This is a genomic window from Mycobacteriales bacterium (assembly GCA_030697205.1).
Classification (GTDB): Bacteria; Actinomycetota; Actinomycetes; order Mycobacteriales; family SCTD01; genus JAUYQP01.
On sequence record JAUYQP010000052.1, the window covers coordinates 51,476 to 72,041 of the forward strand.

The following is a 20,566-nucleotide window of genomic DNA, read 5'->3' on the forward strand; positions in this document are numbered from 1 at the left end:
TGGGCGGGCGCCCCGTCGTTCGTACGGTCAGACGGTCGGGGCGGTCAGACGGTGATGCTCCAGCTGTTGATGTAGCCGGTGTCGCCCGCGTAGGCGTCGTAGACCCGCAGCTTCCAGGTCCCGTTGGCGACCTCGCTCGAGGCGTTGACGGTGTAGGTCGCGATGACGTCGTCGGCGCTGTCACTCGAGCTGATCGACTTCAGCCGGTAGAGCGTGCCGTCGGGGGCGACGAGGTCGACCTGCAAGTCGCCCCGGTAGGTGTGGCGGATGTCGACCGCTACCTGCGTGGTGGTGGGCGCGTTGCCGGTGCGGCCGCTGACCGTCACCGGCGAGTCGACGGTCGCGCCGTCGGCGATGGCGTAGTCCGCGCTGTTGGTGAAGGTCGCGCCGGCCGGTGCGGTGAGCGACGCGATGGTCTTCGTCGCATCGACCAGACCGGTGCCGCAGCCGCCCGAGCAGGTGCCCGCGAGAGCGCGGGTGCCGGCCTTGAGGACCGACTCGAGCTCCGCCGGGGTGTGCGCCTTCTCGCCGAGGACGAGCGCCGCGAGGCCGGCGACGTGCGGGGTCGCCATCGAGGTGCCCTGGTAGTAGGCGTAGGCCGGGTTGGCCGGGACCGTCGTGCCGGTGTTGAGCGTGGACAGCACGCCGTTGGCCTGGGTTGCGGTCTCACCGCCGGGGGCCGTGACGTCGACGATCGTGCCGTAGTTGCTGTAGCTCGCGCGGTTGCCCTCACGATCCGACGCGGCGACGACGACGGTGCTCGTGCACGACGACGGCTGGTAGTTCGCCGCGTTGGCGTTGCTGTTGCCGGCCGCGACGACGACGGTGGTGCCGCGACCCACCGCGCCGTTGATGGCGTTCTGGTAGGTCGCACCGCAGGTGCCGCCACCGCCGAGGCTCATGTTGATGACCTTGGCGGGGTTGGCGTTGGCGGGCACGCCGCTGACCGTGCCGCCGGACGCCCAGGTGATGGCGTCGGCGATGTCGGCCAGCGTGCCGCCGCACTTGGCGAGGACGCGCACCGGCACGACCTTCGACGCGAAGGCGACCCCGGCGACGCCGGAGGCGTTGCGGCTGACCGCGGCGATGGTGCCCGCCACGTGGGTGCCGTGCCAGGAGCTGTTGGACGCGGGCGACCCGGCGCCGCACTCGCCGGCCGCGGACCAGTCGCCCTGGTCGGCGGCGTTGCTGTCGCGGCCGTTGCCGTCGCGTGCGTTGGTCGCGCTGCTGACGAAGTCGTAGCCACCGACGACGTTGGCGTCGAGGTCGGGGTGGGCGGTGATGCCGGTGTCGAGGACGGCGACGTTGACGCCGGCGCCGTCGGCGGTGTCCCACGCGGTCGGGAGGTTCATCCCGGCCACGGCCTCGTGGTAGTGCCACTGCAGGTTGTAGTTGGTGTCGTTGGGCGTGAGCGTCGCGGTCATCACCGCGTCGGGCTCGACGAAGGCGACCTCGGACTTCTCGGCGAAGCGCGCGATGAGCTTGTCGGCCTTGTCCTTGTCGAGGCCGGCGTCGACCTGCACGACGGCGCCGGTGGTGGACAGCCGCTTGGTGACGGTGAGCCGGCGGCCCTCCGCCTTGCCGACCTCGTCGGCGGTCGCCTGCGCGGCGGCGTCGTCGGTGGCCGCGGCGGCGCCGTCGGCGAAGTGGACGATGAACCGGTCGTAGGTGGCGCCCGCGGCAGTCGCGCCCGCGTTGGTCTTGGACTTGTCAGCCTGGGGCGCGGCGCTGACGGACGGGGTCGTGAGCAGGGTGGTGCCGAGCGCCGCGACGACGACGGCGACGGTGGTCGCAGCCGCCTTCCGGCGGGTGAGGGGGGTGGTCACGTAGGGATGCTCCTCGTGGTCGAGCCCGGGAGGGGGCCGGGATCGCGCGAACGTAGGGCCGCGCCGGCCTCCCTGTCACCCCCCAAGAGGGACAGATCGGGGTACGACGCAGGGCGCCCGCTCAGTGAGCGGGCGCCCTGTCGTCGTACGGGGTGTCAGTCGGTCAGAACTGCAGGCTCCAGCTGTCGATGAAGCCGGTGTCGCCGGAGGCGACGTCCTGCACGCGCAGCTTCCAGGTGCCGTTGGCGACCTCGCTGGAGGCGTCGACGGTGAAGGTCTGGATAACGTTGTCGGCCCCGTCGCCGAAGAGGCCGGTCGAGGTGGACTTCAGCCGGTAGGCGGTGCCGTCCGGGGCGATGAGGTCGACCTGCAGGTCACCGCGGTAGGTGTGCTTGATGTCGACCGGGACCTGCAGCGACGACGGGGCGTTGCCGGTGCGGCCGGTGACGGTGATCGGCGACTCGACCGTCGACAGGTCGGCGATCGGGTAGTCGGCGCTGTTGGTGAACAGCGTCTGCGCCGGAGGGGCCGTGGTGGCGGTGGCCGTCGGCGTGGCCGTGGCGGTCGGGCTCGCCGTCGCGGTCGGGGACGCCGTGGCACTCGGGCTGGCCGTCGGGGACGGGCCCGGGCCGAGCGAGGCGATCGTCTTGGTCGCGTCGGCGAGACCGGTGCCGCAGCCGCCGGAGCAGGTGCCGGGCAGCGCGCGGGTGCCGGCCTTGAGGACGGCCTCGAGCTGCGTCGGGGTGTGCGCCTTCTCGCCCAGGACCAGGGCGGCGAGGCCAGCGACGTGCGGCGAGGCCATCGAGGTGCCCTGGTAGTAGGCGTAGGACTCCCCGGCCGGGGTGGTGGTGCCGGAGTTCAGCGTCGACAGCACGCCGTTGGCCTGCGTCGCGGTCTCGCCACCCGGGGCGGTGAGGTCGACGACGGCGCCGAAGTTGGAGTAGGAGGCGAGATTGCCCTGGCGGTCGCTGGACGCGACGACGACCGTGCCGGTGCAGCTCGCCGGCTGGTAGCCGCTGGCGTTGCTGCTCTCATTGCCGGCGGCCACGACGACGGTGGTGCCGCGGTTGTTGGCGCCGGTGATGGCGCTCTGGAAGGCCGCGCCGCACGAGCCGCTGCCGCCGAGGCTCATGTTGATGACCTTGGAGGGGGTCGCGTTGGCGGTGGTGCCCACGACGGCGCCGCCGGAGGCCCAGGTGATGGCGTCGGCGATGTCGGAGATGGTGCCTCCGCAGCGCCCCAGCGCCCGGACCGGCTGGACCTTGGCCTTGAAGGCGACGCCGCTGACGCCCTTGGCGTTGCCCGTCACCGCGGCGATGGTGCCGGCGACGTGGGTGCCGTGCCAGGAGCTGTTGGAGCCGGTGCCGCCGACGCAGTCGAGCAGCCCGCTCCAGTCGCCCTGGTCGTGGGCGTCGGCGTCGCGGCCGTTGCCGTCGCGCGCCTCGGCGGAGGAGCTGATGAAGTCGTAGCCCGCGACGATGTTGGGCAGCAGGTCGCTGTGGTCGGTGTAGCCGGTGTCGATGACGGCGACCGTCACGCCCGTGCCGTCGGCGGTGTCCCAGGCGGTCGGGAGGTTCATCCCGGCCAGCGGCTCGGAGTAGTGCCACTGCGCGGCGTAGCTCGGGTCGTTGGGCGCCAGCGCGATCGTCATCCGGCTGTCCGGCTCGGCGAAGGCGACCCCCGGGGCCGCGGCGAGCGCGTCGAGCAGGGCGTCGGTGGCGGCGGCGTCGAGCGCGGTGCCCGTGGAGACGACCACCCCACCGGTGCTCATCCGGCGTACGACGGTGAGGTCGTGGCCCAGCGCCGCCCCAGCAGGCGCGAGCGCGGCCTGCGCGGCGGCGTCGGCCAGCCGGTCGACGACGGCGCCCGACGAGGCGGCGGGGCTCGTCGCGGCGAAGTGCACCAGCACCTGGTCGTAGGACTGGCCGGCGACGACCGCACCGGCGTTGCGGGTGGCGGCGCTGGCATCGAGCAGTGGTGCGGCCGTGGCGGCGCTCGGGGCCAGGGCCAGCACGGTGGTGCCGGCGCCCGCCGCGACGGCGGCGGCGAGCAGCGCGGTGAGGGGTCGGGCTCGGGTCACGTGAGCGTCCTTGTCTGCCGTGAGGCGGCTGGGCTGAGGGGGTGGAGATCGTCCCGCGAGGCGCGCTCCTGACAGATCAACGGCGCGCGGCGATCTTCCTCGCGCGCGGATCGTCCGTTCGCTGCCGCCCACCTGCTGGTCGCCCTGTGTGCACCGTCACGACGCGCCGGGGACGCCCGCTGTTGCGCGACCTGTGGCGGGGACGTACTGTTCGTCCTGACAGACCGATGTATCGCCGCGATACATCGCCCGCGACGGAAGGGGACGCACCGATGCTCGAGCTCGCCGTCCTCGGCCTCCTCCACGAGGCGCCGCTGCACGGCTACGAGCTGCGCCAGCGGCTCAAGGCCACGCTCGGGACGTTCCGGGCGTTCTCCTACGGCTCCCTCTACCCGACCCTGCGCCGGATGCGCGACGCCGGCTGGATCGCGGAGGACGAGCCCGACGCGGCGATCGTCGCCGGCGCCCCGGCGCTCACCGGGCGGCGCGGCAAGGTCGTCTACAAGCTCACCGCCGACGGCAAGGAGAAGCTCCAGGAGCTGCTCGCCGAGGCGGGTCCTTCCTCTTGGGAGGACGAGACGTTCGGCGTGCACTTCGCGCTGTTCAGCCAGACCGCCCCCGAGGTGCGCGTGCGCATCCTCGAGGGCCGCAGGACCCGCCTCGAGGAGCGCCGTGAGGGCGTCCGCTCGGGGCTCGACCGCAGTCGCGGTCGGCTCGACCGCTACACCCTCCAGCTGCAGGAGCACGGGCTGGAGTCGGTGGAGCGCGAGGTCAGGTGGCTCACCGAGCTCATCGACGCCGAGCGCTCCAACGTCCCCAGTCAACGCACCACGACCACTCAGGGAGAGCCCACGAATGGGTAACAACCGCACGCCGATCCGCGTTGCCATCGTCGGCGTCGGCAACTGCGCCGCGTCGCTCGTCCAGGGCGTCGAGTACTACCGCGACGCCGACCCGCAGGGCCGCGTCCCCGGGCTCATGCACGTGACCCTCGGCGACTACCACGTCAGCGACATCGAGTTCGTCGCGGCGTTCGACGTCGACGCCAAGAAGGTCGGCTTCGACCTGTCCGAGGCGATCGGCGCGTCCGAGAACAACACCATCAAGATCGCCGACGTGCCCCCGATGGACGTCACCGTCCAGCGCGGCGTCACCCTCGACGGCCTCGGCAAGTACTACCGGATGACGATCGAGGAGAGCGACGCCGAGCCCGTCGACGTCGTCCAGGCCCTGCGCGACGCCCGCGTCGACGTCCTCGTCTGCTACCTCCCGGTCGGCTCCGAGGAGGCCGCGAAGTTCTACGCGCAGGCCGCCATCGACGCCAAGGTCGGCTTCGTCAACGCGCTGCCCGTCTTCATCGCCGGCACGCCCGAGTGGGCCGACAAGTTCGCCGCCGCCGGTGTCCCGATCGTCGGTGACGACATCAAGAGCCAGGTCGGCGCGACGATCACGCACCGCGTCATGGCCAAGCTGTTCGAGGACCGCGGCGTCGTGCTGGACCGCACCTACCAGCTCAACGTCGGCGGCAACATGGACTTCAAGAACATGCTCGAGCGCGACCGCCTGGAGTCCAAGAAGATCTCCAAGACCCAGGCCGTGACGTCCAACCTCGAGCACGAGCTCGGCGCCCGCAACGTCCACATCGGCCCGTCGGACTACGTCCAGTGGCTCGACGACCGCAAGTGGGCCTACGTCCGCCTCGAGGGCCGCGCCTTCGGTGACGTCCCGCTGAACCTCGAGTACAAGCTCGAGGTCTGGGACAGCCCCAACAGCGCCGGCGTCATCATCGACGCGCTGCGTTGCGCCAAGATCGCCATGGACCGCGGCCAGGGTGGCCCCGTCCACGCGGCCTCGACCTACTTCATGAAGTCCCCGCCCAAGCAGGTCCGCGACGACATCGCCAAGGACCAGCTTGAGGCGTGGATCGAGGGCAAGGACCTCGGTCAGTTCGTCAGCGACGCGGCCGAGGACGCCACCGCCCGCTAGTTCTTCGCTCGTCACTGCACTGCCCGCCGGCCCGGCCGCCCCTCTCGTGGGGCTGCCGGGCCGTCGCGCGTCCCGCCCACGTCGCGCGTCCCCGCGCGCCCCGCGCCGCCTGCCCCCCGCGCCGCCTGCCCTCCGCGGGTTGGGTGGCTTTTCTCGGCGCGCCCTCCCGCGACACGCCGAGGGAACCCACCCGATCCGGCTCGACCACGCAAGGCGTACGCCGCAGGGCGGCCGACAGCGAGCGCCCTGACCTGCCCGCTGCTCCGACCGGCGGAGCGTGAACGCTGGACGAACTACGCGAACCGGGTGAACCGGTCAGGCCCGTGCGGCGTAAGCACCGACAGAGGCCACGGCACCGACGCCGTTCCCCCGCCTCCGGACCTGACCCCTGGAGCACCGCATGCGCAAGACCTCGACCGCACTGCTCGCCCTGGCCCTGGCTGGCGCGAGCGTCACCGGCCTCGCGAGCAGCGCGACGGCCGACCCCGCCCCGACGGGCCTGTCGGCGATCGGCCTCGTCGGCGACGACAAGCTCGTCCGCATCGACCTCGCCGAGGGCGGCAAGACTCGCGGCGGCCCGCGCGTCACCGGCCTGACCGGCGACGACACCGGGCTGGTCGGCATCGACTTCCGGCCGCAGGACGGCAAGCTCTACGGCGTCGGCACGGGCGGCGGCATCTACACCCTCGCGTCCGACGGTGTCGCGACCAAGGTCTCCCAGCTCACCGTTGCGCTCACCGGCGAGAGCTTCGGCGTGGACTTCAACCCGGCCGCCGACCGCCTCCGCATCATCAGCGACACCGGCCAGAACCTCCGCCACAACGTCAACGCAGGGGGCATTACCATCGTCGACGGGTCGTTGGTCTACGGACCGAGCACGACGACGGCCGGTAACGGCACGACCGGCGGTACCAACACCGGCGGTACCGCTGCGGTCGACGTGACGGGCGCTGCCTACACGAACAACGACGCCGACGGAGCGCCTCCCGCCGGCACCGGGACAGTGCTGTACGACCTCGACACGGCGAGGGACCAGCTGGTCATCCAGAGCCCGCCGAACGCCGGAGCGCTTGTGGCCGTGGGCTCGCTGGGCGTGGACACCACTGACGTCGTCGGCTTCGACATCTACTCGCCGCTGGGCACCGACGGTAAGGCCGTCTCCGGCGCTGACCAGGCCTTCGCCGTGCTCGAGGTCGGGGGCGCTGCGGGTCTCTACGCCGTCTCCCTCACGACCGGTGCAGCGACTGCGCTCGGCGCGCTTGACAAGGCGGTCACCGACCTGGCGGTCGTCTACAACCAGTAGCACCCGCGCCGTTCGCCGACGGCCCGGCCCTCCCCGTGACCCCGGGAGGGCCGGGCCTCGTCGTGTGCGGGGAACGACAGGCCATTCGTCGTACCTCCCTGGCACGTCCGTGGCGGAGGTACGGTCACCGCTTTCGTCGCGCACCTCGAGAGGTCGGCCTCATGAGCAGGAGTACGACGGCAGGTGCCGGCCACGGCTGGCGCGCCAGCGAGGACACCATCAACCCCCTCTATCCGGCGGCCTTCGAGCTGGTCGTCGGCCTCGCGGTCCTGGTCGTCGTCGTGACCTTCGCGGTGGTCGCGCTCGTCGATGCGCAGCGGCGCGGGCGCTCCGTGGCGCTGTGGCTGCTGGCCTTCCTGCTGACCGGCCCCTTCGGCATCGTCGCCTACTACGTCACGAGGGAGCGGGTCCCCGTCCCGACCCGCTGACCGACCGGCGGCTGTCAGGACTGTGGGCGCACCAGGTACTTGCTGCCGGTCGCCTGCCGGGCGTAGGCCTGCGCCGTCGCCGGGTCGAGGAGCCCGTCGAGCGAGACCTCGTCGGAGTAGCTGCTTGCGAAGGTCGTCGTGAGGCCGTCCACGACGCGCTTCCGCAGCCGGGCGTGGTCGTCCATCGACAACGTCCCGAGGAACGGCGTGAGCAGCCACCCGCCGACGCCCCACGAGAAGCCGAACGTCCGGTTGACGACGATCGGGCCGACGTCGAGCCCGCCGTAGACGTAGACCTGCTTGTGGACCGTCGTGCCGTAGCCGGTCGCGGCAGCGCCGTTACGGATCGCGGCGGCCTCCATCGCCATGAGCAGGTCGCTTGCCGTCCGACCCCCACCGATCGCGTCGAAGCCGAGGGTGGCCCCGGTCGCGGCGACGGCGTCAGTCAGGTCGTCCTGGTACGTCGGGGCGCTGCTGACGACGACGTGCTCGGCCCCGAGCCCGCGCAGCAGGTCGGCCTGCTCGGGGCGGCGGACGACGTTGACGAGCCCGATGCCCTCCTCGAGGCAGATCTTCGTGAGCATCTGACCGAGGTTGGAGGCGGCCGCCGTGTGCACCAGCGCCGTGTGGCCCTGGCGGCGCATCGTCTCGACCATGCCCAGCGCCGTCAGCGGGTTGACGAAGCAGGAGGCGCCGTCGCGAGGGTCGGTCCCCTCCGGAAGGGGCAGGCACATCATCGCCGGGACCAGGCGGTACTCGGCGTACGCGCCTCCAGCGAGGAAACCGACGGTCTGGCCGAGCAGGCCCTCCGCGCCGGCACCGGCCGCAACGACGACACCGGCCCCCTCATTGCCGACCACGGTCGGCTCTCCGACCTGCGAGGAGAGCATGCCTCGCGCGCCCTCGGCGAGCGGGACCACGAGGGTGTCGCCATCCCGCCGCGCCTCTGCGACGGTGGCACCGGCGAGCAGCACGGCGATGTCGGACGGGTTGAGCGGCGCGGCCTCGACCCGCACCAGCACCTGACCGTCGCGGGGCTCGGGGACCGGGGCGGTCTCCAGGGTCACCACGACCTGTCCCTCGGCGGTCACGACGCGGCGGATGACGCGCTGCTCGGTGGGTAGGGCGGTCGGCTCGGTCATGCCGCCGGACTCTACGCACGCCCGCTGGAGGGGAGCTGGTCCAACGGACCTCAGAGCCGACGGTGCTGGCCCTCAGCCATGCCCAGCCCCAGGGTCGGCCAGGACTTCGCGCCAGGAGTGACGCGGGGCGAACCCGAGGAGGTCGCGGGCCTTGTCGATGGCGTAGAAGGTCTCGTCGCGGCCCATCTCCCGACGTACCTCCACCCCGTCGTAGAAGCGCTCCTGAATCTCCCGCGTCGTCGCCGCGACGGACATGTCGGCGTTGGCGACGTTGAAGACCTCGTAGCCCAGCCCGTCGGTCACGAGGCAGCGCTGCACCAGCTGGCCCAGGTCGCGGACGTCGATGTAGGCGAACAGGTTGCGGCGCCGCAGCGACGGGTCGGCCAGGAAGGCGGGGAAGCTCTCGGCGTACTCGTGCGGCTCGATGACGTTGTTGATCCGTAGGCCGTAGACGTCCGCCCCGGTGCGGGCCTGGAACGAGCGCGCCGTCACCTCGCCCGCGACCTTCGACATCGCGTAGGAGTCCTCGGGGACCGTCGGGTGGTCCTCGTCGACCGGCACGTAGAGCGGGCGCCGCTCGCCCTGCGCGAAGCAGATCCCGTAGGTCGTCTCCGACGACGCGAACACGATCTTGCGCACCCCCAGCCGGGTCGCCGCCTCGAGCACGTTGTAGGTGCTGAGGACGTTCGTCGCATACGTCGCAGCGTCCGAGGTGAGCAGGATCCTCGGCACCGCGGCGAAGTGCACGACGGCGTCGTAGGTGGGCTTCGCCGGCAGGTCGAGCTCGTCGAAGGTCGCCAGCCCCGCGAGCGCCGAGTAGGTCTCGCCGGCATCGGTGAGGTCGACCCGGAGGTCGGCGACCGCTGGGTGCCCCAGCGGGACGAGGTCGGCGTTGGTGACGTGGTGGCCCTGCTCGGCGAGGTACGGCGCGACGTGCCGGCCGGCCTTGCCGCTGCCACCGGTGAAGAAGATGCGCATAGGCCTTCCTACCGCGGAGGTGCGGCGGCGGACCCGGTTCCTCCCGGTCATGATCGACAGGCGCTCTGCACGGGACGCGCCGACGGGTCGCGTGCAGATCGCCTGTTGATCATCGGAGTGGAGGCGCGGGAGCGGGCCTTGCCGTCGTACGCCGGAAGACCTACGCGGCGGTGGGGCGACCGAGGGGGGCGACGGCGCCGGCGGGGCGGCAGACCCACTTGTCGGCGAGGGCGGCGACCGAGTGGTGGTCGGCGGCGTGGGTGGTCACCGGGCCGGTGCCCGCGGGGTAGAAGCGGCCCGGCAGCGCGGCGTCCTTCTCCGCGGGCGCCTTGGTGTCGAAGCGCAGGACGTCGATGGCGCGGGCGGTGTAGTCGGTCACCCAGACGGTGTCGGGGGAGACCCAGTAGACCGCGGAGCTCTGGCCGGGCAGCGGCTGCCAGAAACCGCGCTCCTCGACGACGCCCTTCGAGGAGACGCCGAGGAAGCGGACGCCGGAGGTGTACCAGGCCATGGCGACCAGTCCACCGTCCTTGAAGGACGGGTGCACGTCGAACCAGTGGCCGCAGTGCTGCGCCACCGGGGCCTGGCCCTTGAGGTCGGTAGGCAGGCCGCGCTCGAGGGCATAGCCACCGATGCGGGTGAGGGCCTTCTTCTTGATGTTCTTGGTGTCGAAGACGTTGAAGGTGCCGAGCTCGCCCTGGCAGCCGACGCCGGTCTCGGTGCCGGCGAGGATGAAGCGGTCCTTGCCTGCGCGCGGCCAGGCGGTGCCGTGGACGTAGAGGTTGTCGGGGACGACACCCGAGGCGAGCAGCGTGGGGGCGACCGGGTTGCGGGCGTCGAGGTAGGCGACCGGGTTGCTGGCTGCGACAAGGAAGCCGGGACGGACCTCGGTGAGGTCGTGGCCGGTGCGCGCACCGGAGACGCGGTTCCACTTCTGCGGCAGGAGCTTCGGCGCCGCTGGGTCGCGCAGGTCGACGATGTCGCCCTCGGAGGAGTAGACGAAGGTGCAGTCGAGCACGCAGGTGTTGGTGTGGCCGGCAGCGCCGGGGAGGACCGACAGGATCGTCGGTGCGGTGCGGTTGCGGATGTCGACGACGTAGAGGATCCCGTCGTAGGACTGACCCGTCACGAGGATCTTGCCGTTGGTGTCGATGTCCTCTCGCTCCTGGTTGGGAGTTGCGGGGACGGCGACGAAGCCCTTCGGCGTCGGCAGCGCGGGGTTGGTCGCGTCGTAGACCGTGATGCCCTTGGCGGTGCGGACGAAGAAGTCCTTGCCCACCAGGCGGCCGCCGGCGATGTCGGTGTCGAGCGGCACCGTCAGCACATGGGTGACGTTGGACGTCGCGATGTAGCCGGGACCGGGCGCGCCCGTGGGCGGGGCGGCGGAACCGGGGACCGCGAGGGCACCGAGGGCAGCGAGGGCCAAAGCGGCGGCGAGCGAGGTCGTGGCTCGCGTGGTGAGGCGGGTCATGGGTCTGGTCTTCGACGGGCACCGCACCGTCTCCTGTCTAGCCTGTCGAGGTGCTGTCCGCCGACCACCCGCTCAGAGAGGTCGTCGGGGTCCTCGACTTCCGTCGGTTGCTGCGGGTGCGGCTGGTCGGGCAGCTCGGGGACGGGCTGTTCCAGACCGCGCTGTTCGCCGCCGTCTTCTTCAACCCCGAGCGCGCCACCTCGGCCGGGCAGGCCGCGAGCGCCTTCGCGGTGCTGCTGCTCCCCTTCTCCGTCGTCGGGCCCTTCGCCGGGGTCTTCCTGGACCGGTGGCGCCGTCAGCGGGTGCTGCGCAACGCCAACGCCGTCCGGGCCGGCCTCGTCGTAGTCTTCGCGACGCTGCTCGCCCTGCAGGGACCGACCGCCCCGCTCGTGCAGGCCGTCGCGCTGCTGGTCGTGTCGGTCAACCGCTTCGTCCTCTCCGGGCTCTCGGCCGCGCTGCCGCACGTCGTCGAGGAGCGCCGCCTGGTCGTCGCCAACTCGCTGTCGCCGACCCTCGGCGGCGGGGCCTACGCCGTAGGCGGCGTCCTCGCCGTCGTGCTGCGCGAGGTCTGGGGCGACGACGACCTCGGCGCCGCCCGCACGGGCCTGGTCGCTGCGGCCGCCTACCTCCTGGCCGGCCTGCTCGCGACCCGCATCGCGGCCGACCTGCTCGGCCCGTCGGTCGTCGACCACCGCTCGGTGCGCACGGCCCTGCGCGGCGTGGCCCTCGGCGTCGCCCAGGGTGCGGCCCACGTCCGCGAGCGCGGCCCGGCGCTGCGGGCGCTGTGCGCGATCAGCGCGCACCGCTTCTTCTACGGCCTGTCCACGGTCGCCACGCTGCTGCTCTACACCGACGACGGCTTCCTCGGCCGGCAGCGCGACGACGGCTTCGGCGGGCTGGCCCAGGTCGCCGGCGCCGCCGCCGTCGGGGGGCTGTGCGCCGCCCTGGTCACGCCCGCCGTCACCCGCCGGATCGGCACGCAGCGCTGGATCATCGTGGTCTTCGCCGTGGCCTCCGTCATCGAAGTCGCCTTCGGGATGCCCTACACCCACGGCGCCTTCCTCGTCGCCGCGCTCTTCCTCGGCTTCGCCGCACAGGCCGCCAAGATCTGCGTCGACACCCTGGTGCAGGAGTCCGTTGACGACGACTTCCGCGGCCGCGTCTTCAGCTTCTACGACACCGCCTTCAACCTCAGCTTCGTCTCCGCCGCGGCCGTGAGCGCGGTCCTGCTCCCCGACGACGGCAAGTCGTACGCCGTGATCGGTGTGGTGGCCGGCGGCTACGCGGTGACGTCGCTGCTCTACGCGGTCGCGACGGCGCGTCGGGCGGCGAGCGAGCCACCCGAGCCGGTCATCACCCGCTGAGCGGGTCCCGGCCTCAGCGGCCGGTCAGGGTGTCGCCCACAGCACCGACCGTGCCGGTGACGCCACCGACGACGGCGGGCACGAGCGGGGTCGCCGAGGGCGAGGGGACGATGCTGAGCAACGTGTCGACGAGGTCGACGAGGTCGGCGACCGGGTCGGGATCGGTCGTCGGCGGATCGGTCGTCGGCGGATCGGTCGTGGGGTCGGTGGGCCGGGTCGGGCGCGGAGTCGCGGACACGGACGGGTCGGAGGCGTCGGGCGGCAGCAGCACGTCGACCGGGTCGACCGAGTTGCCGTCCGGACCGGCGACCAGGGTGCCCTCGGGGTCGAGCAGGGCGTCGAGGGCGCTGCTCGCGCCGTCGGCCCCTCCCTCGACGAGCGCCGCGACGACGCCCCAGGACCCGCCGGCGCGGCGGTAGCCGCGCACCGTGGCGTAGCGGTCGTCCACCCGGGCACCGCCGCGGGCGGCAGCGGTCGCGAGCAGGTAGGACACGAGCGTCTCGCCGCGGGCGGCGCCGGGGTCCGCCGTCACGGCCGTGACCCGCAGTCCGGCCGGCACGGTCGTGAGGACCGCGTCGGCGTCGTCGGCGCTGGCGTCGAGGCCGGCCGACAGGGCGCGCAGGCCGCGGTCGTCCTGGACGAGGTCGAGCGCGTAGCGCTGCTCCCACGCGTCGCCGGTGAGCACGAGCGGCGTCGTCGAGCCGGTGAGGCCGCCGTAGGGGACCTGCACCTGGAAGAGCTCCTCGACGGTGCGGGTGCCGGCCCGGCCGGCGGAGCGGACGTCGGTGTCGCCGCGGAAGACCGCGACCCGCACCGCGGCCTGGCCGCGCTCGAGCCGGGTCAGCGCGTCAGCGGCGACCCGCACGGCAGCGGCGGTGGTGCCGACTTCGACGCCGGGGGCGTCTGTGGCGTCGACGAGCACCAGGCCGCGCCGCAGCTCCTGGCGGGCACCGTCGACGACGGTCACCGCCGTCGAGGCACCGAGCAGGACCTCGCGCCCACGGGTCGTCAGCTGCGCCGCGCCACCGGCCTTCGTGGCGACCGTGGCACCGCGCGGCACCTCGTCGCCGTCCGCGAGCTCGAGGGGGGTGCCGTCGGCGAGCGTGACGTCGACCAGCCGGCCGACGGTGAGGACGGTCGCGGCGTCGGCGGTGTCACGGCCGAGCGCAGTCAGCGCGAGCGACGCGAGCAGGCCCGCGGACAGCACGACAGCGCCACCGACCGCGACCGCGCGTGGCAGCCGCCGGTTCGGTGCGGTCTGTCCGCTCCCGTCCGTCATGCGCCCTATGGTCCCAGCCCGCGACGGCCGTCGCCATGGTCATTAGTGACTAGCCCGACTGCGTGTCGGGCACTGCGGCGCACGCCGGGCTCAGCCCGCGGGCGCGATCCCCTGCTCGGCGGCCCAGCGCAGCAGCTCCTCGGTCGCCGCCTCCTCACCCAGCGGGCCGTGCTCCATCCGCAGCTCCTTGAGGTGCGCGAGCGCCTGCTTGACCAGCGGCCCGCCGGGGATCCCGAGCAGGGTCATCACGGCGTGGCCATCGAGGTCGGGCCGGATGCGACCGAGCTCCTCCTTCTCCGACAGCTCGGCGATGCGCCGCTCGAGGTCGTCGTAGGAGGCGGCGAGCGCGGCGGCCCGTCGGCGGTTGCGGGTCGTGCAGTCGCTGCGCACGAGCGCGTGCAGGCGCAGCAGCTCGGGCCCCGCGTCGGTGACGTAGCGGCGTACGGCCGAGTCGGTCCAGGCGGAGGCGCCCTGGGCGCCGTAGCCGTGGAAGCGCAGGTGGAGCTCGATGAGCAGGCAGACCGGCTCGACGACGTCCTTGCCGTAGGCGAGCGCCTTGAGCCGCTTGCGGGCCATCTGGGCGCCGACGACCTCGTGGTGGTGGAAGGACACGCCCCCGCCGGCCTCGTGGCGGCGGGTCCGCGGCTTGCCGATGTCGTGGAGGAGAGCGGCGAGGCGCAGCACCAGGTCGGGGCCGTCCTGCTCGAGCCGGACGGCGCGCTCGAGCACCTGCAGGGTGTGCTCGTAGACGTCCTTGTGCTGGTGGTGCTCGTCGATCTCGAGGCGCAGCGCGGGCAGCTCCGGGAGCACGAGGCGTGACAGCCCCGTGTCGACCAGGAGCTGCAGACCTCGGCGGGGGTGGGCGCCGCAGACCAGCTTGCTCAGCTCACCGGCGATCCGCTCGACCGAGACGATCTCGAGCCGGTCGGCCATCTCGGTCATCGCGGTGACGAGGTCGGGCGCGACCTCGAAGCCGAGCTGCGCGGCGAAGCGGGCGGCGCGGAGCATCCGCAGCGGGTCGTCACCGAAGGACAGCTCCGGCGACCCGGGCGTGCGCAGGACGCCGGCGGCGAGGTCGTCCATCCCGCCGAAGGGGTCGACGAAGGCGTCGGGGGCGGTCCATCCCGGCAGCGCGACCGCCATCGCGTTGACGGCGAAGTCTCGGCGCAGCAGGTCCTCGTGCAGCGAGGTGCCGAACTCCACCGCGGGCTTGCGGGAGCCCGGCTCGTAGGCCTCGGCGCGGTAGGTCGTGATCTCCAGGCGCAAGCCCTGGCGCAGCGCCCCCACCGTGCCGAAGGCGATGCCGGTGTCCCAGGTCGCCTCGGCCCAGCCCTCGAGCAGCGCGGCGACCTCGCCCGGGTGGGCCGAGGTCGTGAAGTCGAGGTCGTCGCCGAGCCGCCCGAGCAGGGCATCGCGCACCGAGCCGCCTACGAGGTGGAGGGCGTGGCCCGCGGCCGCGAAGCGCTCACCGAGCTCGACGGCCACCGGGGAGACCCGCATCAGCTCCTGGACGGCCGCGCCCACGGCACTGGCCTGGGAGGCGCTGAGAGCGGACACGGGACACAAGCCTAGCCGTGCGTTTCAGCGACGGGGGCAGGGGCAACGCATCCCTGTGAAGACCGCGCTCGACCTGCACCGCCGCCTGCTGTCCCGTGGCATCCCGCACGAGGTGGTCCGCTTGCGCGGCCACGCCGCCGGCTCCGACGACCTCCCGCGCCTGCTGTCCGTCGAGCCCGGCGAGTGCGTCGCCGTCCGGTGCTTCCGCGTCACCGACGCCCGCACCCCCGACGGGTCGGCGGTGCACCTGGTGGCCGTCGCCGTCCGCGCCGGCGACGCTCCGGACGAGACCGCTGTCGGCGCTGCCCTCGACGCCGGCACGATCCGGCCCGCCACGCCCGACGAGATCAGCACCCACACCGGCTACGCAGCGTCCCTGGTGTCCCCCCTCGGCCTCCCCGAGGACGTCGTCCTGCTGGCCGACAGTGCGCTGGCGCACCGCTCCGAGACGCTGAGGTTCTGCGCGACGGGAGAGAGCGGTACGGCGCTTGCGGTCGGCCTGCGTGACCTGCTCGTCGAGAGCCGCGCCCGGGTCGCGGCGCTCACGCCCCTTCCCCTCGTCGGCACCGGCGACTGGCGGGTCGACGGTGCGCAGGTGATCTCGATGGAGGGCGCGCTCCAGGGCAAGCGCGACGCCCGTCGGTCCACCGGCCCACGGGGCACCCCGCGGCCCACCCCGCGCGACCCGCACCGCCGCAACCCCGGGACCCGCACGGTCGGCTGAGCGAGGCGGACCGTCGACCGCCGTACTGTGGTCCGATGGCTCCCACCCCCTCGCCGCCGCCGCGGCGACCGCTGCGCCGGGTGGACGAGACGAGCGCCGGGGGGCTGGTCCTCGACAGCCTGTCCGGCGCCGCCCGGGGGGCGCTCATCGGCCGGCTGGACCGGCGCGGGCGGCTGCTGTGGTCCCTGCCCAAGGGTCACCTCGAGCAGGGCGAGACCGAGCAGCAGGCCGCGGTGCGCGAGGTGCGTGAGGAGACCGGGATCCTCGGTCAGGTGGTCGGCAAGCTCGGCACCATCGACTTCTGGTTCGTCGCTGACGGCAGGCGTATCCACAAGACGGTCCACCACTACCTGCTCGTCGCCGTCGACCCGGAGCACGGCCTCGAGCTGTCCGACGCCGACGTCGAGGTGAGCGAGGTGGCGTGGGTGCCGATGGCGGAGCTCTCCGAGCGGCTCGCCTACGCCGACGAGCGGCGGCTGCTGGAGAGGGTCCCCGAGCTGCTCGCCGAGACGGCGTGACCGAGGGCGTCCTGCGCCGGGGCGGTGCGCGACGACGCGCCCTCGGCGTACCCCTCGTCGCGACACTGGCCACAGTCGCGCTGCTGCCGTCGCTCGCCCTGGCGGCGCCGTCCCCGACCCCCGTGACGGACGACGCGCCGGTCGAGGTGACCGTCGCCAAGCTCGCGCCGCGCTTCCTGTCCGACCCGGCCGCCTTCCTGCAGGTCGCCGGGACCGTCCGCAACACCGGGACGCAACCGGTGCGGCGGCTCGAGCTGCGGCTCATGGTCGGCGACCGGCTGCAGAGCCGCGGCGACCTGGCGCAGGCCGACGAGGAGCCGCCCGCGCTGCGGCCGGTCGCGACAGCCGTCGTGCCCGACGACGACGAGCTGTCGCCCGGCGAGACGCAGCGCTTCGACATCCGGCTGCGGGTGGGGCGGCTCGGGTTCGGCCAGCTCGGCGCCTACCCCTTCGGCGTGCGCGCCCGCGGGGTCGTGGACGACGGCGGGTCGCGCGAGCAGCTCGGACTGGTCCAGACCTACCTCCCGTGGTTCCCCGAGGGGCCGCCCCAGCCCACACGGATCGCGTGGGTGTGGCCGCTGTCGGACCGACCCACCCGGGCGCCCCGGGAGGTCGTGGTCGACGAGTCGCTGCCCGCGAGCCTCGACAGCGGCGGGCGGCTGTCGCAGCTGGTGGTGGGCGCCCAGTCCGGGGGGCAGGGCAAGTGCGACGACGTCGCCGAGGCGCCGCCGGACGCGACCGTCACGAGCCCTCCGCCGCGCTGCACCGCCCCGGTCCAGGTGCCGCTCACCTACGCCGTCGACCCCGACCTGCTCTTCGGCGCCGAGGCGCTGACCCGACCCTGGGACCTGCTCGTCGACGGCGGCCGGGAGGCGAGGCCGGCCTCGGCGGCCGCCCGCGGCTGGCTGGGCTCCCTGCGCGACGACCTCGGGCTGGCCCGCACCGACCTCGTCGTGCTGCCCTACGCCGACCCCGACGTCGTGGCTCTCACCCGTGACGCCGACCTCGACGTCGACGTCGCGACCGCCCGGACCCTCGGCGCGACCGTGGCCCAGCAGGTGCTCGGGCAGACCTCGGTCCTCAACGTCGCGTGGCCGCCCGCGGGGCCGCTGCCGCAGGCAGCCCTCGAGGCCTCGCTCGGTCCGCAGACCAGCGCCGTCCTGCTCGACGAGACCGCGCTGCCGCCCCCGCCGGTCCCGCCGGACTACGCCCCCGACGCGCGGGTCGAGCTGACCAGCACCGTGAGCCGCGACGTCACGGGCCTGGTCATCGACGACGCGCTGTCGCGACTGCTGGTGCCCGGTCCCGCGAACAGCGGCAAGGGGCCCCGGCTGGCCGAGCAGCGCTGGCTCGTCGAGACCGCCATGATCGTCGCGGAACGCCCGTCGCTGAGCCGGACGCTGGTGGTCGCACCGCCGCGCCGGGGCACGGTCCCGCAGGCCGTCGCCGCGGCCGTCATCGCCGACACGGGCCGGGTGCCGTGGCTGTGCCCGGTCTCCCTGCGCGACGTGGTCGCCGGGCACGACGCCTGTCCCGGGACCTCTGCGCCGTCGGAGCCTCGGGAGCCCGAGACGACCGGGACGGTCGAGGCGGGGCTGGCAGCCGGGCCGCTGGTCTCCCAGGCCTACCTGCGGGCCCTCGCCGCGGTCCGGCGCGACGCCGACCAGCTGACCAACGCGGTGCTCGACCCGGGCGAGGCGGCCACGAGCACCAAGCAGCGGCTCCTGCGGGCCCGGCTGCGGGCCGAGTCCTCGGCCTGGCGCGACGCGCCCGGTCAGGCGCGGCAGCTGCTCGCGCTGCTCCAGGAGGACGTGAAGAGCCTGCGCGAGCAGGTGACGCTGCGCGCCAACAAGAAGGTCACCCTCACCTCCGACAAGGGCACGATCCGCGTCAACCTGCAAAACGCCACCCGACAGCCGGTGACGGTCCGGGTGCGACTGTCGGCCCCGGCCGCGCGGCTGTCGGTGGAGACCAGTCCCGAGGTGACGCTCATGCCGGAGAGCGTCCAGCAGCTCGACCTCGAGGTCGAGGCGCTGGTGTCCGGGCAGTTCGTCGTCGAGGCCCAGCTGCTCGACCGCGAGATGCGCCCCTTCGCCGACAGCACCCGCATCGTGGTCCGGTCCACGCGCTACGGCCGGCTGGCGCTGGCCCTGACCGGGCTCGGCGCTGCCGGGCTGCTCGTCGCCGCGGGCGTCCGGATCGCGCGACGCGCCCTGCGCCCGGCCCGCGCGACCGACCCGACCGACCCGGCCGACCCGGCCGATCCGGCTGACCCAGGCACAGACCCCGCGTGACGCTGCTCGGCTCGGCCCGCAGCATGGCGGTCGGCACCGTCGCGTCACGGGCCACCGGATTCCTGCGGACCGCGGTCCTCACGGCGGTCCTCGGCGTGCAGTCGGTCGGCGCTGCCTACACGGTCGCCAACACCGCCCCCAACATCGTCTACGAGCTGCTGCTCGGCGGGATCCTCACCAGCGTCGTCGTGCCGCTGCTGGTCCGCGCCGCGAAGGAGTCCGACGACCAGGGCGAGGCCTTCGCCAACCGGCTGCTCACCCTCGTCGTGCTGGTGCTCGGCGCCACCGCTGTCCTGCTCGTCGTCTTCGCGCCGCAGCTGGTGTCGCTCTACTCCGCCGGGCTCGACGAGGACGCGCAGGAGCTCGCCGTGCTCTTCGCCCGCTTCTTCCTGCCGCAGGTGCTCTTCTACGGCGCGGGGGCGGTGCTCGGCGCGATCCTCAACACCCGCGGGCGCTTCGCCCCGCCGATGTGGGCTCCCGTGCTCAACAACGTCGTCGTCATCGCGACCGGGCTGGCGTTCCTCCTGCTGCCCGGGACCAACCCGCTGCGGGCCGGCACCATCACCGACGCCCAGGTCGCGCTGCTCGGCATCGGCACGACCCTCGGCATCGTCGCCCAGACGGTCGCGCTGCTGCCGTCGCTCAAGGCGAGCGGCTTCCGGCTGCGCCCGCGGCTGGGCCTGCGCGGCTCCGGGCTCGGCCAGGTCGGCCGGCTCGCGCGCTGGGTGCTGCTCTACGTCGTCGCCAACCAGCTCGCCTACGTCGTGGTCGTGCGGCTGGCCACCGAGGACCGGCTCGTCGAGGCCGGCCGCGGCTACCCATCCTACGTCGCGGCCTTCCTGCTCTGGCAGCTGCCGCACGCCGTCGTCGCGGTCAGCGTCATCACCGCGCTGCTGCCGGCCATGTCGCGGGCGGCCGCGGACGACCGGCTGGGCGACCTGCGCGACCACCTCGACCGGGGCCTGCGCCTCACCGTCGCGGTGCTCGTGCCGGCCGCCGTCGCCTACGTCGTGCTGGGCCGCGACCTCGCCACGGTCGTCTTCGCCCACGGGGAGACCACCGTCGAGCAGGCCCGCTTCATCGGCGTACTGCTGTCTGTCTTCGCGGTCGGGCTCACGGCGTTCTCGACCTACCAGCTCCAGCTGCGGGCCTTCTACGCGCTGCAGGACACCCGTACCCCGACCCTGGTCAACCTGGGCGTCAACGCCTCCCTCGTGGCCGCCGACCTCGCGCTCTACGCCGTGCTGCCGGACCGGCTCAAGGTCGTCGGGCTGGCCGCGGGACAGGCCCTGTCCTTCGTCGTCGGCCTCGCGGTCTGCACCCGCGTCCTGACCCGTCAGGTGCCCCGCGCGCCGCAGGCCCACGTCGTGCGCACCGCCGTGCGCTGCGTGGTCGCCGCCCTGCTGCCGGCTCTCGCGGCGGCGCTGGTGGTGGCGACCGTCGGGCGGCTCACCGACCCGGGGCCGCTCACGTCACTGGCGGTGCTCGCCGTGGCCGGACCGGTGCTGGTGCTCGGCTACGCCGCCGCCGCGCGTCGGGTCCGGGTCCCCGAGGTCGACGAGGTCGCGGGACCGGTCCTGGCCAGGATCTCAAGGCGCCCCCGGTCCTGACCGATC

General features: G+C 73.5%; 15 protein-coding genes and 1 pseudogene. 9 read left to right on the forward strand and 7 right to left on the reverse strand.

Features of this window, described 5'->3' with window-relative positions; translation table 11 throughout:
* Nucleotides 1–44: 44 nt before the first annotated feature.
* Together Q8R60_17460 and Q8R60_17465 are read right to left on the reverse strand one after the other, a co-directional pair.
* On the reverse strand, nt 45–1,826 hold the full coding sequence (locus Q8R60_17460) for a S8 family serine peptidase (GenBank protein MDP3714265.1): 1,782 nt from the start codon (nt 1,824–1,826) through the stop codon (nt 45–47).
* A gap of 163 nt (nt 1,827–1,989) precedes the next feature.
* Nucleotides 1,990–3,906 carry a S8 family serine peptidase gene (locus Q8R60_17465; protein ID MDP3714266.1) on the reverse strand — a complete coding sequence of 639 codons (1,917 nt, stop codon included), beginning with the start codon at nt 3,904–3,906 and terminating at the stop codon, nt 1,990–1,992.
* A gap of 272 nt (nt 3,907–4,178) precedes the next feature.
* Between Q8R60_17465 and Q8R60_17470 the strand changes: the two genes are divergently transcribed.
* From Q8R60_17470 to Q8R60_17485, 4 genes are all read left to right on the forward strand, one after another.
* The gene (locus tag Q8R60_17470; protein ID MDP3714267.1) at nt 4,179–4,769 is read left to right on the forward strand and encodes a PadR family transcriptional regulator; all 591 of its coding nucleotides are present in this window, start codon (nt 4,179–4,181) and stop codon (nt 4,767–4,769) included.
* Nucleotides 4,762–5,892: an inositol-3-phosphate synthase gene (locus Q8R60_17475; GenBank protein MDP3714268.1), complete on the forward strand. Its 1,131-nt coding sequence runs from the start codon at nt 4,762–4,764 to the stop codon at nt 5,890–5,892. The genes Q8R60_17470 and Q8R60_17475 overlap by 8 nt, the downstream gene beginning before the upstream one ends.
* Nucleotides 5,893–6,292: 400 nt before the next feature.
* Complete coding sequence (locus Q8R60_17480) at nt 6,293–7,195, forward strand: DUF4394 domain-containing protein (protein ID MDP3714269.1); 903 nt, start codon at nt 6,293–6,295, stop codon at nt 7,193–7,195.
* A 161-nt stretch (nt 7,196–7,356) separates the two neighbouring features.
* A complete protein-coding gene (locus tag Q8R60_17485; protein MDP3714270.1) occupies nt 7,357–7,623 on the forward strand; it encodes a hypothetical protein in 267 nt (88 codons plus the stop codon).
* Between the two features lie 14 nt (nt 7,624–7,637).
* Here the strand turns inward: Q8R60_17485 and Q8R60_17490 are convergent, their stop codons facing one another.
* The 3 genes from Q8R60_17490 to Q8R60_17500 all read right to left on the reverse strand — a co-directional run bounded on the left by Q8R60_17490 (nt 7,638) and on the right by Q8R60_17500 (nt 11,214).
* Nucleotides 7,638–8,765, reverse strand: a complete 1,128-nt coding sequence (locus tag Q8R60_17490) for an NADH oxidase (GenBank protein MDP3714271.1) — start codon at nt 8,763–8,765, stop codon at nt 7,638–7,640.
* 72 nt (nt 8,766–8,837) lie between these two features.
* Complete coding sequence (locus Q8R60_17495; GenBank protein ID MDP3714272.1) at nt 8,838–9,743, reverse strand: NAD(P)-dependent oxidoreductase; 906 nt, start codon at nt 9,741–9,743, stop codon at nt 8,838–8,840.
* A gap of 160 nt (nt 9,744–9,903) precedes the next feature.
* On the reverse strand, nt 9,904–11,214 hold the full coding sequence (locus tag Q8R60_17500; protein ID MDP3714273.1) for a hypothetical protein: 1,311 nt from the start codon (nt 11,212–11,214) through the stop codon (nt 9,904–9,906).
* A gap of 50 nt (nt 11,215–11,264) precedes the next feature.
* Here Q8R60_17500 and Q8R60_17505 point away from each other — a divergent pair, with 50 nt between their 5' ends.
* On the forward strand, nt 11,265–12,578 hold the full coding sequence (locus Q8R60_17505; protein MDP3714274.1) for an MFS transporter: 1,314 nt from the start codon (nt 11,265–11,267) through the stop codon (nt 12,576–12,578).
* A gap of 13 nt (nt 12,579–12,591) precedes the next feature.
* Here Q8R60_17505 and Q8R60_17510 read toward each other — a convergent pair whose 3' ends face one another.
* Both Q8R60_17510 and Q8R60_17515 read right to left on the reverse strand, forming a co-directional pair.
* Complete coding sequence (locus tag Q8R60_17510; protein MDP3714275.1) at nt 12,592–13,857, reverse strand: hypothetical protein; 1,266 nt, start codon at nt 13,855–13,857, stop codon at nt 12,592–12,594.
* A 90-nt stretch (nt 13,858–13,947) separates the two neighbouring features.
* Entirely contained in the window at nt 13,948–15,381 is a 1,434-nt protein-coding gene (locus Q8R60_17515) for a CCA tRNA nucleotidyltransferase (protein MDP3714276.1), read from the reverse strand.
* Between the two features lie 145 nt (nt 15,382–15,526).
* On the opposite strand from Q8R60_17515, the pseudogene Q8R60_17520 reads away from it, so the two are divergent.
* The 4 genes and pseudogenes from Q8R60_17520 (at nt 15,527) to murJ (ending at nt 20,560) form a co-directional block, all read left to right on the forward strand.
* Nucleotides 15,527–15,910: pseudogene (locus Q8R60_17520) on the forward strand (YbaK/EbsC family protein).
* Between the two features lie 77 nt (nt 15,911–15,987).
* Nucleotides 15,988–16,656: an NUDIX hydrolase gene (locus Q8R60_17525; GenBank protein MDP3714277.1), complete on the forward strand. Its 669-nt coding sequence runs from the start codon at nt 15,988–15,990 to the stop codon at nt 16,654–16,656.
* Nucleotides 16,653–18,950: a DUF6049 family protein gene (locus tag Q8R60_17530; GenBank protein ID MDP3714278.1), complete on the forward strand. Its 2,298-nt coding sequence runs from the start codon at nt 16,653–16,655 to the stop codon at nt 18,948–18,950. Before Q8R60_17525 ends, Q8R60_17530 begins: the two co-directional genes overlap by 4 nt.
* Nucleotides 18,947–20,560: a murein biosynthesis integral membrane protein MurJ gene (murJ, locus tag Q8R60_17535; GenBank protein ID MDP3714279.1), complete on the forward strand. Its 1,614-nt coding sequence runs from the start codon at nt 18,947–18,949 to the stop codon at nt 20,558–20,560. The genes Q8R60_17530 and murJ overlap by 4 nt, the downstream gene beginning before the upstream one ends.
* The last annotated feature ends 6 nt before the right edge of the window (nt 20,561–20,566 follow it).